12 protein-coding genes are annotated in these 12,966 nt (G+C 36.3%); 10 read left to right on the top strand and 2 right to left on the bottom strand.

Features of this window, described 5'->3' with window-relative positions:
* The 5 genes from H0X48_05180 to H0X48_05200 all read left to right on the top strand — a co-directional run.
* On the top strand, positions 1-289 hold a 289-nt coding region (locus H0X48_05180; protein MBA3954683.1), incomplete at its 5' end, for a hypothetical protein.
* A 50-nt stretch (positions 290-339) separates the two neighbouring features.
* Positions 340-1,986, top strand: a complete 1,647-nt coding sequence (locus tag H0X48_05185; protein ID MBA3954684.1) for a WD40 repeat domain-containing protein — start codon at positions 340-342, stop codon at positions 1,984-1,986.
* 339 nt (positions 1,987-2,325) lie between these two features.
* On the top strand, positions 2,326-3,147 hold the full coding sequence (locus H0X48_05190) for an ankyrin repeat domain-containing protein (protein ID MBA3954685.1): 822 nt from the start codon (positions 2,326-2,328) through the stop codon (positions 3,145-3,147).
* A 73-nt stretch (positions 3,148-3,220) separates the two neighbouring features.
* Complete coding sequence (locus H0X48_05195; protein MBA3954686.1) at positions 3,221-4,000, top strand: ankyrin repeat domain-containing protein; 780 nt, start codon at positions 3,221-3,223, stop codon at positions 3,998-4,000.
* A gap of 18 nt (positions 4,001-4,018) precedes the next feature.
* Entirely contained in the window at positions 4,019-4,732 is a 714-nt protein-coding gene (locus tag H0X48_05200; GenBank protein MBA3954687.1) for an ankyrin repeat domain-containing protein, read from the top strand.
* Here H0X48_05200 and H0X48_05205 read toward each other — a convergent pair.
* On the bottom strand, positions 4,710-6,329 hold the full coding sequence (locus tag H0X48_05205; GenBank protein ID MBA3954688.1) for a beta-propeller fold lactonase family protein: 1,620 nt from the start codon (positions 6,327-6,329) through the stop codon (positions 4,710-4,712). The two genes, H0X48_05200 and H0X48_05205, sit on opposite strands and share 23 nt — an antisense overlap.
* A 601-nt stretch (positions 6,330-6,930) precedes the next feature.
* Here H0X48_05205 and H0X48_05210 point away from each other — a divergent pair.
* From H0X48_05210 to H0X48_05230, 5 genes are all read left to right on the top strand, one after another.
* Positions 6,931-7,155, top strand: coding sequence for a hypothetical protein (locus tag H0X48_05210; protein ID MBA3954689.1), 225 nt, complete (start codon positions 6,931-6,933; stop codon positions 7,153-7,155).
* Positions 7,156-7,467: 312 nt separating this feature from the next.
* On the top strand, positions 7,468-8,334 hold the full coding sequence (locus H0X48_05215) for an ankyrin repeat domain-containing protein (protein ID MBA3954690.1): 867 nt from the start codon (positions 7,468-7,470) through the stop codon (positions 8,332-8,334).
* A gap of 196 nt (positions 8,335-8,530) precedes the next feature.
* Positions 8,531-9,964 carry an IS4 family transposase gene (locus H0X48_05220; protein MBA3954691.1) on the top strand — a complete coding sequence of 478 codons (1,434 nt, stop codon included), beginning with the start codon at positions 8,531-8,533 and terminating at the stop codon, positions 9,962-9,964.
* A gap of 397 nt (positions 9,965-10,361) precedes the next feature.
* Positions 10,362-11,240 (top strand): ankyrin repeat domain-containing protein, encoded by an 879-nt coding sequence (locus H0X48_05225; protein ID MBA3954692.1) that lies wholly within the window; start codon positions 10,362-10,364, stop codon positions 11,238-11,240.
* 25 nt (positions 11,241-11,265) lie between these two features.
* Positions 11,266-12,360 (top strand): hypothetical protein, encoded by a 1,095-nt coding sequence (locus tag H0X48_05230; protein ID MBA3954693.1) that lies wholly within the window; start codon positions 11,266-11,268, stop codon positions 12,358-12,360.
* Positions 12,361-12,626: 266 nt separating this feature from the next.
* On the opposite strand, the gene H0X48_05235 is transcribed toward H0X48_05230, so the two are convergent.
* A complete protein-coding gene (locus tag H0X48_05235; GenBank protein ID MBA3954694.1) occupies positions 12,627-12,953 on the bottom strand; it encodes a HigA family addiction module antidote protein in 327 nt (108 codons plus the stop codon).
* Positions 12,954-12,966 lie beyond the last annotated feature (13 nt).

Genomic DNA, 12,966 nt, shown 5'->3' on the forward strand with positions numbered 1-12,966 from the left:
TTTAGTAAAAAAAGGGTTTAACACAGTATATACCATTGATAAAGCAGGTGATAATCTATGGCACTATGCATTTAGAGGTCATATAGAAAATGGTAGTATATGTCCAAGCAAGAAAGTGTTAGCGTACTTACTAGAGGTTGAAGGTAAAGATAAAGGATTGGTAAAACCTAATAAAGTAGGTCTCTATCCTTTTGCTCTTGGCCTTATCTATCATAAAGAGTTTACAAAGAAGTTTATAAACGACTTATCTGCAGCTGAAACTAAAAAGAGTTACTGTATTATTCAGTAAGCTTTTATAAAAAGTATTAATAAATCTTAAATCTTTTAGGGACATTTCTCATGAATAACCTTCATAAATCAATTGTTTTTATCCCCCTTCTTTTAACCCTTTGCGATAGTTACAGCTCTCTTGCTTCTTTACAAGATCTAGCAGCTGATAAAACTATAGAAACATTACTTTCTCAGACATCTCAAGAAGAACTTTCTGCTATTATCCCTAGCATGCCCGCAGAAATGCAGCAAAGACTTAAAGGCAAAGTAATAGAAAGGTGTAAAGATGCTTTACATAAAGCTCTAACTATTCAGCCCAAAGAGCTTAAAGGCCATACTGATTGGATAGCGTCAGTAGTATTTAGCCCTTGTGGCAGGTATGCTCTCACTGGATCAGATGACAACACTGCTCGCTTATGGGATTTAACTACTGGTAGTACTATAAAAGAACTTAAAGGTCATACTGAGTGTGTATTTTCAGTAGCATTGAGTCCTTGTGGTAAGTATGCCTTAACTGGGTCGCGTGATAACACTGTTCGTTTATGGGATGTTTCTACTGGAACTACTCTACAAAAGCTTAAAGGCCATACTAATTGGGTAACTTCCGTAGCATTTAGCCCTTGTGGTAAGTATGTTTTAACGGGATCTTTTGATAATACTGCTCGTTTATGGGATTTAGCTACTGGTGCTACTATAAAGCAGCTTAAAGGACATACTAGTTGGATAAGTTCAGTAGTATTTAGCCCTTGTGGTAACTATGCTTTAACTGGGTCTTATGATAGTACTGCTCGTTTATGGGATTTAACTACTAGTACTACTATAAGAGAGCTTAAAGGCCATACTGATATTGTAAAGTTAGTAATATTTAGCCCTTGTGGCAAATTTGCTTTAACTGGATCTCATGATTATACTGCTCGTTTATGGGATGCAGTTACTGGTAGTACTATAAAAGAACTTAAAGGTCATACTGAGTGTGTATTTTCAGTAGCATTGAGTCCTTGTAGTAAGTATGCTTTAACTGGATCCACTGATAAAACTGCTCGTTTATGGGATTTAGCTACTGGTACAGCTATAAAAGAACTTAAAGGTCATACTGATTGTATAATATCAGTAGCATTTAGCCCTGATGGTAAATATGCCCTAACTGGGTCTTGGGATAGAACTGCTCGTTTGTGGCCTATTGCTCAACTAAGCACTTTAAGTCTTGAGCAAGCTTTGTTTGTCCTTATATCTCAAGAGTGGAATATTAATGTAGAAGATAAATATACACAAAATTTACTAAGTTCTTTATCATCAACAGTAGATCCTTATGGTACATTACCAAGTAAAGATTACGCTACTAATCCTTTAGTTAAAGCTTATATAAATCTTAGACGCCGACAGCTCTTTGATGCAGCTGTTACTGATGATATTGACGCTGTCAAAGCTCTAATAAAAAAAGGATTTAACACAGTATACACCATTGATAAAGCAGGTAATAATCTATGGCATTATGCATTTAGAGGTCATAAGGAAAATGATGTTTTGTGTCCAAACGAAAAAGTATTAGCGTATTTACTTGAGGTTGAAGATAAGAATAAGGGATTGGTAAAACCTAATAAGGCAGGTATTTATCCGTTTGCTGTTGGCCTTTTTAATAATAAAGAGTTTACAGCTAAATTTATAAAAGACTTGTCTGTGGTTGTAGCTAAAAAAAGTTACTGTATGGTTCAGTGACCTGTGAGTGCTCGAAATATTCAAGTTCGTCTATTTGGGGTTAAAAAGGGACTGGTTGATATCTGTATAGCATGGTTTGGTTGATTTAAATTAACTATGTTTTATGTTTGAATAATTCATTAATTTCTTCTTTTGGCTTATAGTTCGATAACTATGATCTATAAGTCATTTTGATAGTAAGCTAGTTATTTGATTTGCATGTGTCCTAATGCTCCATTGCAGACATGACTCTTAGTCGCTTTGCTTAATCTTATTGTTTCTGATCAAAATATATTTGATAAATTGAATACCCAAGGCATCATAGATAATAATAGTATAACTTTAAACATGGAGTCATATATGAAACTTTTTCTCATTATCTGCTTGCTTTTCCCGTCTGCTCATGCTATGAACAACCTCGATCAACAACTTGTGCAAGCTATTCAGGATAACAATGTGCCTCTTATGGAGCAACTGCTGGATGCTGGCGCCAATCCCAATGCTAAAGATTTCGAAAGCAATACACCAATATATTATACTCTTGGGCGCAACAACATTGAAGCAATACGAGTATTAGTCGAAGCCGGTGCTAATCCAAATGCCGTAAATGAAGATCAGGGCTATACGCCATTACATGTAGCTGCTGAGAATGATCTCATTGAAGTTATAAAAGAATTATTGGCAGCTGGTGCCAATCCAAATGCTGTTAACAAGCGTAACGAAACACCATTGCATCATGCTGTGCATGGCGACAGTACTCAAACCGTTCAAGTATTACTCAATGGCGGCGCTAATCCTAGCATGAGAGATGATAAAGGCAATACACCCTTAGATGATGCTTTAAAGTGGTACAAGCTTAAACTCAAAACGGCAACGATATTGCTTGAGGCTGTGGTGCGTCTTAGAGATACCCACCTCGTTGAAAAACTGCTACCCAAACTCCCGCTAACGTTAGTTGAACTTCATCATTACAACCAGCTGCTCAAAAAGCTCTACCAGCAAACCGATAATCTTACTTATAAGCAAATGGGCACTGAGTTTAGAGCGCATGCACTCAAACATGCTTTGGCAAAACGTGCAGCACAAGAAATTGCCCATACTCATAATGTGACATTGCCTCAGGAGCTTGCAGCTCAGGTTGCTACTTATGCTCAAGGAAAACAAAAGGCTAATTATACCTAAAATGAACTATGTAATAAATGATACTGAATTTGATAAACCGAAATTTAAAAAAATTGAAAGATAAGGATAACCTATGAAAAAAATCCTTCTTATTCTACCATTATTCTCTTTTATCAACGGAATGAATGAGCTTTGGCTAGCTGACATTAGAAGCAATCCGCGCGTGTCTTCATTATTTGAGGCCATTTTTATAAATGACATTAATAAAGCCCGAGAATTTATAGTAGAAGTACATAATGTCAACAGTCAAGGGCAAACACCGCTCCATTCTGCTATTGTATCTGGCAATAAAGACATGATACAGCTTCTTATGGCAAACGGAGCAAATGTAAATGCGCAAGATAATTATGGCAATACTCCATTGCATCAAGCTGCTATACGCAAGATTACCAGCCTAAAACTTCTTATAAGTGCTGGAGCTAACCCCTTCATTCAAAACAAACAAAATCAAACTGCTTTTGATCGTACTAAAAAAGATTCTGAATTAAGGCAGCTATTGCAAAGTTACATGGCTCTACAGCAAGAAGCAGAAAGCAATCCCTCTTCTGATACTTTGTCAAAAGCTATAGAGCTTGGATGCCCACTGTTTGTTAAAGGGCTCCTAACTGTATTAAAGCCAACTCTGATGCAGATTGACTGTCAGTTGCTTATACAATGGGGCAAACAACTCAATCAACATTACACACAAACCAATGATAACGCTTACAAGCAGATAGCCCTTATGCTACTCAATTATGTTTATGCCTTAAAGCTTACCTATGCACAACCTACTTGGCCTACTGAATTAGCTACAACTATTGCTCAGCAAACTTTACTCGTTGCTTTTTCTAAAACTGACCAATTATTGAAATAACCAATAAAAAAGAAAACCATGAACAAACTGTTATTACTATTATTGCTTCTATTTATACAAGTGAATGCGACAGGGCTAACTGATGCAGTTCAGAGCAATAATAAAGAGAAAGTTGAGCAATTATTAGCTCAGGGTGCTGATATAAATGAGTATGATCATTTTGGCTTTACACCGATCTATTGGGCTGCTATAAAGAGCAATACAGAAATGCTACAGTTACTTATAGAGAAAGGCGCTGATTTCAATAAACCGAATAACTTTGGTACCACACCGCTCCATTGGGGTGCTTACAAAAGTAGGACAAAATTAGGCAAACTACTTATACAGGCTGGGGCTAATGTAGATAAATCTAATAACGATGGTGAAACACCGCTTCATTGGGCTGCTAAAAGTGATAATAGAGAAATAGTACAGCTGCTAATGAATGCAGGTGCTAATCCTTTCATTAAAAATATAGAAGGCAACACAGCTCTTTTTACTGCAGCTCAAGTTACTGTGCAAGCAGCTAATCCCGAACGAAAACAAGGCATACAGACAGTACTTACTATGCTCAAGCTGTACATGTCGGTATTTCGAGAGGTGCAGGAGAGCCCTACCTATGATACGTTACGCAAAATGGTTGAACGTGAGTGTCCAGGTTTAGTCAAACAATTACTCAAATGGGTAATGACAAGCCCTAAGGACCCCTTTAAGTTGATTGCTTATTGGTTTATCTATTTCTACGAGCTTTAACAAAGACTTTTACACCGTTAGAACGTGCAGCTATGCCTGCGTTATTAACTGCTTGAGCAATAACAGCATTACAACCATGTCTTAATCTCTGGCAAGGTCTAACACAGAATTGCCCATTAGTACCCACTTTAGTTTTAGCAACTAACTTTCTGTTTGTATATAGATAGACTGTACTACCAGGAGTAGCTCTACCACATATTTTTGGTTTATGCCTAGTAACTTTACGACATATAGGTCCACATAGTCTTACAAATGGCACAGTTGAACACATTGAAGTTGGGCTAACTACTACTTGGGTGGTTGCTATCGTTGAGCAACCATTGGCATCTGTAACAGTTACAGTATAAGTAGTTGTTTCTGTTGGTATTACTGTGATAGTTGCACTACTAGCTGTTTGAGAGTTAGCAGGAACGTTAGATCCTGAGAAACTAATAGTATACGGTGCAGTGCCACCCAATGCTGTAGCAGTAAGTGTACTTGTAGCACCTTGACATATTGGTGTGGGCGATGCTGTAACAGTAAGTCCTAATGTCATTTGATTACGTCTATAAAGATTAAGATCAGCTCCAGCAATAGCAAGGCAACCATCAGGTGAAAATGCTACTAATCTAGGTCTATTAAGACCAGTAATCTCGCTTGCAAAGTTTGCTGATGCTGTACAGGTAGTAGGATCAATCGTATAGGTAAGCACTCTATTATTACCTGTGTCAGCAATAGCAAGACAACCATCAGGTGAAAATGCTACTGACCCAGGAAGATTAAGACCAGTAATCTCGCTTACAAAGTTTGCTGATGCTGCACAAGTAGTAGGGTCAACTGTATAGGTAAATACTCCACTATTTATGTCACTAATAGCAAGGCAACCATCAGGTGAGAATGCTATTAATCGAGGGCTGATTAAATCAGTAATTTCGCTTACAAAGTTTTCTGCTGCTGCACAAGTAGCAGGATTAATTGTATATGTCAGCACTCTACTATTATTTCTGTCAACAATAGCAAGGCAACCATTAGGGGAAAATGCTACTGAGTTAGGACTATTAAGACCAGTAATTTCGCTTACAAAGTTTGCTGATGCTGCACAGGTAGCAGGATTAATCGTATAGATAAGCACTCTGTTATTAATATTTGTATCAGCAATAGCAAGGCAATTACCTGATGGGGAAAATGCTACTGATTCAGGAAGATTAAGACCAATAATTTCACTTACAAAGTTTGCTGATGCTGCACAAGTAGCAGGATCAACCGTATAGGTTAGCACTCGATTATTACCTGTATCAGCAATAGCAAGGCAACCATCACGTGAAAATGCTACTGATCCAGGACCACTAAGATCAGTAATTTCGCTTACAAAGTTTGCTGATGCTACACAGGTAGCAGGATCAACTGTGTAAATAAGCACTCTGTTATTATTATTTTCAGCAATAGCAAGGCAATTACCTGATGGGGAAAATGCTACAGAAAGAGGACTTGAAATACCTTCAATACGTTGTGAAAAAGAGTAACTACATGGCTCACACAACGCAGCAGATAACGTTGTCTTTATTAAAAGATTTAAAAGTACTACTGTAACTATAGAGAATATTTTTACTGATGACATAGAGTTTCCTTAAAATAATTACACTTACTACTATACCCTTACAAATTGTTATCTATAGAAAGTTAGTATAGTAAGAGAAAATAAGTCAATAAATAAGTACCTAAGTTTAAGTATTAAGTATGTTTAATGAAGGCTTATCTGTAATATTACCGATAACATAAGTGTCCCTAATAGGATAGCTTTCTCTCCCGCTAATTGTCTTGCTTTTACTAATTTAGGTGGTAATACATCTATGCGTGGAGTGTTTGTTTATAAAAGTACTGTTGCTTTAGCACCTACTTTAAATCAAGTTATTGTCCGTTGTGATGGTACAGTGCAAGTAAGTGGCTTTGGAGCTGAAGCTAGTGCTACTATATAAGTTTTTGCTCATAAGGGTACTATATCTATAGGAAGTGGTATAGCTGCTAGTGATGGAACATTTAACTTTGAAACTACCACTACTTTACTTGCAGGTAATTATACTATAACAGTAACTCAAACGAATAATGTAAATTGTACAAGTCAATCAAGCAATTCTGTAAACGTTACTTTAGTGGATTGTAATCAGCCAGTTATCCCTAATCAGTTGTTTGTAAGGCTTTGCGGTTTATTATGTCGTAAAGTGAAAACAAGAAAACCACTTATAACTGGTAGAGCTACACCTAATAGTACGGTCTATGTATATGCAAACAGAAAGCTTGTAGCTAAAACTAAAGCAAGCGCCAATGGAAGCTTTTGTGTTAGACCGTGTAGAGGGTTAAGGAATGGTTGCAATGCTGTCATTGCACAAGCAGTTAATAGCCAAGGTGCAGCTACACGTTCTCAAGGAGTAAGATTATTTGTCTAAGCTTATAGAAATCGATAAGTAGACACCAATTAAGTTATATTAAAGAGGCCCCTTGCGGGCTTGTCATTACCCATTGGAACATTATTTTTAAGCAAGATTATTTGATAGCGTATAATTGTAAAAATTTAAAGGAAAAAGCTGTGCTTCTGATAATTCTCCATTGATTGCTCATTCCATTACCTCAAGATTGCCCCCTTAAAGTACTACTAGATAAATCTTTTAATAGCTATATATTGTTGACAAATAGAAAATAAAAGTGATATCTTTAAAATTAAAGTAATAACGACCAAAAATAAATATTAAGGACAAAATATGAAAATAGTATTACTCTTAACACTCTTATATGCACAGGCATATGCCACAGAGCTAACTGATGCAGTTGCCAAGAAAGACAGACAAAAAGTACAGCAACTACTAGCAGAAGGTGCTGATGTAAATGAGCCTAAAGGCACTGATTGGGCACCACTCTATGCTGCTGCTGCCTTTGCCGATAAAGAAATAGCGCAACTACTTTTAGACAAGGGTGCCGATATAAATGGGCCTATAGGCACCAGACCTACACCACTCTTTGTGGCTACTTCACATAACAACATAGAAGTAGCAAAACTGCTTATAGACAAAGGTGCTGATATAAATAAATATGATCTATTTCGCACCACACCCTTCCATCGTGCTGCTGAAAAAGGCAACAAAGAAATAGCTCAACTGCTTATATATGCAGGTGCTGATCCTTTTATTCAAAATAAAGAGGGAAAAACTGCTCTAGATCTCACTCTACAAACAGTATTTGGTGTACCTGAGAAAGTAGTCTTAGGCGGAAGAAAAGAGATACAAGGCATGCTCGAGCAGTACATGCCCCTGTTTCAAGAGGCACAACAGAAACCTACCTATGATACGCTACGCAAAATGATTGAACGTGGGTATCCAGGTTTAGTTAAACAACTACTAACAAAGATACCAGCAACACAAGAACAGATAACTCAATTAACTCAATTAGGAAAAGTTGCTCAAGCTCAATTTATAGCTACAAACAATCCTACTTACAAGCAAATTGGTCAAATACTCAAAGACTATCTTTCTGTTTTAAGGCTAAAAGATGGAACTACAGCCTCAGGTGCACGGGTACCTGCTGAGATTACTCATCTACTTGCTGGCTATACACTCGAAGATAGAGAGTGAGATTAAGATGGCTTTAAAAGCATAGAGATAGTAGAAAGTATAAGATTGCTAGGGGCCCGTAATGGGCTTGTCATTACCCAGATGTCTATAAGAAAAGATGGACCTAGTTTTTCTAGGTCCATCTTTTCTTATATGAGTTAAAATTGCTAGAACATTAGAAATCTGCTAGTTTCTTGTAAAAATTAAGGAGAAAGTTGTGGAAATGTTTTCTAGTACATGGATTTTTAATATACTATCGTATGCTAAGTTTAACGATCAGCGCCTAGTTAAACGATTTGGACTTATACTTGAATCTTTAGCCCAACGGCCAGCAGCAAGTATACCTGAAGCTAGTGCTTCTTGGGCGATGACAAAAGGTACCTATAGATTTCTAGGCAATAGCAAGGTATCGGCAACTGAAATTAGAAATTCTTTTATTGGCTATACAAGCGATAAAGTTAGTAATCATAAAATGATTTTAGTTCTTAATGACACAACAGAAATTACTTATGGAAAGCCTAAGAATACAAAGATTAATGGATATAAAAAGAAGACAAAGGTTGGTGGCTATACGTCATCACCAGATTCAGACGGTGTCTTTTTGCATTCAGCTTTAGTTCTTGGAGATCAACAAACGCCTGAAGGTCTACTATACCAAAAACATTGGGTGCGTGATAATAAAGAATATGGTAAAAGTAAAAATTGCACTAAGCGTGTAATAGAAGACAAGGAAACATACTGTTGGCTTGAAGTTCTAGCTGCAACACAAAAAAACATTCCAGAATCTGTTGCATCACTTATCATTGGAGATCGTGCATCAGATATCTATGAATTATTCATTCAGCCCCGACGAGAAAATTGTCACTTACTCACTCGATCTGCTCATAATCGTGTTATCAATGACCCAAATGATCGCTACTTGTTTGATGCATTAAACAAACAACCTCTAGCAGGCACTATTACTATCAAAATTCGTACACAAGTAAATAAAGCACGTATTGCAACTTTAGAAGTTCGTTTTACCCAAGTTCAATTAAAAAGAACTTCTGGGCTAAAGAAAACATACCCTGAGTCTATCCTAATGAGCATAGTTTGGGCAAAAGAAATATCAACTCCGGTGGGCGAAAGTTCAGTTGAATGGAAATTGTTAACGTCATTAACCGTAGATACTCTTGAAACAGCTGTTCAATGCATAAAATGGTATGCTAAGCGGTGGATTATAGAGCGCTATCATTATGCCCTTAAGAGCGGATGTCAGGTTGAAGATCTACAACTTGAAAGCATAGAGAATATCGAACGAGCACTTTCGATTTATTGCATTATTGCATGGCGATTACTGTACATGACCTATATTGCTCGTAATGAACCGGATGTTCCATGTACAAAAGTTCTTTCAGATAACGAATGGCAAGCACTTTGGTGTTTTACAAACAAAGCAATTATGCCACCAAAAAACCCGCCGTCATTGTCAGAAGCTATAAGATTAATAGCAAAATTAGGTGGCTTTCTTGGACACAAAAGTGATGGCCAGCCGGGGATTATGACAGTATGGAAAGGACTTCGCCGACTTGATGATATTACCGAAACATATCGTATTTTTGCTGAAGTTAATACAAGATCGTCACAAAATTTTAACAGGCAGACAACATGAATTTTTGTCTGCCTGTTAACTTAGCTAAGTTGTGGGTAATGACAAGCCGTAATGGGCCTCTTTTGTTTACAAGTGTAGAGCAGTTCATTTTCATCTTCCCCTTTATCTTGCTATTAGTCTATCTCAAACAATATTTTGAGTTTAATTTTAACTTTATAGTCTTAGTTTTTTTAATGCTCTAATAAGCTGTCTAATTTATCTCTTGAAAAGCAGCTGCTAATCGTCAGACTTTTTTACGCGCGTACATTTATATGAATAGGTACATAATGTTTTATATATAGTATTTTTTTCTTTATCCAACATTTAGATAGAGTTGTTTTAATATATTAATTTGTCAAATTTAATATATACATATATACTTATTAAATAAATAGTATTAAAAAATATAGGATTAATTATGAAAAAATTGTTATTTATCTGTTTGCTTTTGCCCTTACGTGCTCGAGCTATGAATAGTCAGTGCACTATTGATAAACACTTACTACAAGCAGTGTATTTAGGAGAGAATGTAATAGAAATAAGTCGGCTATTAGAACTAGGAGCAAGTCCTAATGTAGTTGATGCCAATGACGAAACCCCACTCCATACAGCTGTTGGGAGAGAAAATATTGAAATAGCACAACTGCTTCTTGAAAGAGGTGCTAACCCTAACGCAACTAATTACTTAGATCTTACACCACTTCACTCTGCTGCTCAGCTCGGCTATTCAGCTATAGCACAGCTGCTCCTTGCAAAAAATGCAAATCCCAATGCCGCTCCTAGCAGAGGTACAACACCACTCACATTTGCTGTCTCAAATGGGCGTACTGAGGTAACACGTCTGCTTTTACAGTTTGGTGCTGTTCTCAAAGAAGAGCATGTCTCTAAAGTGCTAAAATCAACTAAGCCAAAAGTGTGGAAGAGTCCTAAAATAATACAAAATGCAAAAGCCGTATTAGAGATAGTAACAGAATACCAACAGCTTGAAAAAGAAGCTAAAGAAAGTCCCACACAAGAGACATTAAAAAGGGCAATTGAAGATGGTTATATAGTTTTAATACAACCACTGCTCTACTGCCTAAAACCAACACAGGAGCAGATAGCAGTTTATAGCAAAATTGCACAAGATAAATATATTCAAACTCAGAACTTTGTCTACAAGAGAGGAGCCCAAGCTTTACGAGAGTATTTACTGCGTTCTAAAATTGTTATGGGTGCTATAACCGCTTATAGCAGATCTTTTAATGTTGATCTTCCTCAAGATATTGCTAAAACTATTACCACTTATGCCTTATAAGGCACAGTATATAAAGGAAAAACTCATGAAATACTTTATTGCACTTTTAACTATTGTTATACCACTACAGCTTCAGGCAATGAACTCTGGTGCTCTTATAAAGCTATCACACTCATTAGCTGTAGCAACTGCGCGTAGGTGGTCTTCCTCAACTTGTGCTTCTACAGCGAAAATAGTTAAAGCTTATGAATGTTTAGGTTTTACTACCAAAACAGGCTCTGTTCCAAAAGTGAGTGACAATCTTACAAGCGAAAACTATAAAACTTTGTCTATTTTGCTAGATCCTATTATTACTGCTGATTTTCCCGATGCAGCGCTATGCAAATTTCAAGAAATTGAACGTGCTTATGCTACTATACGTCAGTATCAAGAAGAATATCCTGCTGGGACGGTTTATAACACCCAGACTATTGGTCAAGTCGATAAAGATGGAAAGCAAGTATATTTAGAGTGGCTTAGAGACCAAAAACAACTAAAACGAAAAGATACTATAAAAAATAAGGTATCAGATACTACTGCGCGTATTCTAGCAGGGTTAGAGGTTAACATAAACAAGCAAGATTTTTATGAACTTCCTCTCATTGAAAAAGAGGAACTATTACATTTAATAATCAATAATGGTTGCCCTAAAACAGCTATAACTCTTTTAGAAAAAATGACATCAAAGCAGGTCTCTCCAAATGATCGTCTGTTACTTCTAAAAATACGCGATAACATTAGTATAGCACCATTAGAGCTTAAGCCTCTTGTACAAGCAGCTAATCCTGAAATAGCGGTAGTTTTACTAAAAATACTTGCTCAAAAGACCCTTAATTTTTACCAACAAATGGCAAATCATCATACAGTGACATGTTCTCCTTATGGAACAGAAAAAGTTTTTTTTATAGAAAAACTTATTGAAACTATACAGTCTTTAGATATGGATTTTGACAGAGAGGTATTAATTAAACTGTTAGTCAGCTTTGATAAGGCGCTATTTAAAGAGGTAATTATAGAGAGTAAACTTCTTCAGGAAGCTATTTCAAATTACGACTATAGCCTCGCAGCTTTAATTTTTAAAAAAAGTGGCGATGATTTTACTTATGCTCACTTGCAACGAATAACCGCTGGGCTTTTCTAGTTTTATTAAAAACCTTGGATTCAAAAGCTACAATGGTATTTACTAATCTGCACAATGAAGATATATCAATATCACTTGCATCTCATGTAAGGCTATTAGATTTAAATAATATAAAAAAAATTACTTTAACGTAATTTGGCAAGAATGCTCCCTATTCTTTAAAAGCAGGGTCTAATTTAGCCGATAAACAAAGAAGACACTCTATTTATTTAATTTTAAAATAAGCTCTAAAAAAACTTTTATAGGCTGTCAGACAATAAGTTATTTTAATTCTTTTTAGGAGAAGAATTGTCTAGCTGTTCTAATTGAGGTAAGCGAGCAATAGGTTTACGAGATTGTTGCGCAAACCATAAATCATAACGATACTGAAGATTAATCCAAAACTCAGATGAAGTGCCAAAAACATCACCAAAATCAAGAGCTATGGATTCAGTAACTTTTCTTTTTTTATTAATAATGTCACTTATTTTAGACTGAGTCCAGGTTCCCCCAAGATATTTTGCTAATTGCTCTTGTGAAAGATTTAGTGGTTTAAGAAACTCCTCAAGAACAATCTCTCCTGGATGCACGGGTGGTCTGTTTGATGGAAGCATTTTTGTCTCCTAA

This window comes from Candidatus Dependentiae bacterium, assembly GCA_013821315.1.
Taxonomy (GTDB): Bacteria; Babelota; Babeliae; order Babelales; family Babelaceae; genus JACDHA01.

Bases quoted from the DNA above. Each gene is read 5' to 3' on its own strand.
- H0X48_05225 (MBA3954692.1), top strand. From the start codon at position 10,362: ATGAAAAAATTGTTATTTATCTGTTTGCTTTTGCCCTTACGTGCTCGA.
- H0X48_05200 (MBA3954687.1), top strand. From the start codon at position 4,019: ATGAACAAACTGTTATTACTATTATTGCTTCTATTTATACAAGTGAAT.
- H0X48_05235 (MBA3954694.1), bottom strand. From the start codon at position 12,953: ATGCTTCCATCAAACAGACCACCCGTGCATCCAGGAGAGATTGTTCTT.
- H0X48_05195 (MBA3954686.1), top strand. From the start codon at position 3,221: ATGAAAAAAATCCTTCTTATTCTACCATTATTCTCTTTTATCAACGGA.
- H0X48_05215 (MBA3954690.1), top strand. From the start codon at position 7,468: ATGAAAATAGTATTACTCTTAACACTCTTATATGCACAGGCATATGCC.
- H0X48_05230 (MBA3954693.1), top strand. From the start codon at position 11,266: ATGAAATACTTTATTGCACTTTTAACTATTGTTATACCACTACAGCTT.
- H0X48_05205 (MBA3954688.1), bottom strand. From the start codon at position 6,329: ATGTCATCAGTAAAAATATTCTCTATAGTTACAGTAGTACTTTTAAAT.
- H0X48_05190 (MBA3954685.1), top strand. From the start codon at position 2,326: ATGAAACTTTTTCTCATTATCTGCTTGCTTTTCCCGTCTGCTCATGCT.
- H0X48_05185 (MBA3954684.1), top strand. From the start codon at position 340: ATGAATAACCTTCATAAATCAATTGTTTTTATCCCCCTTCTTTTAACC.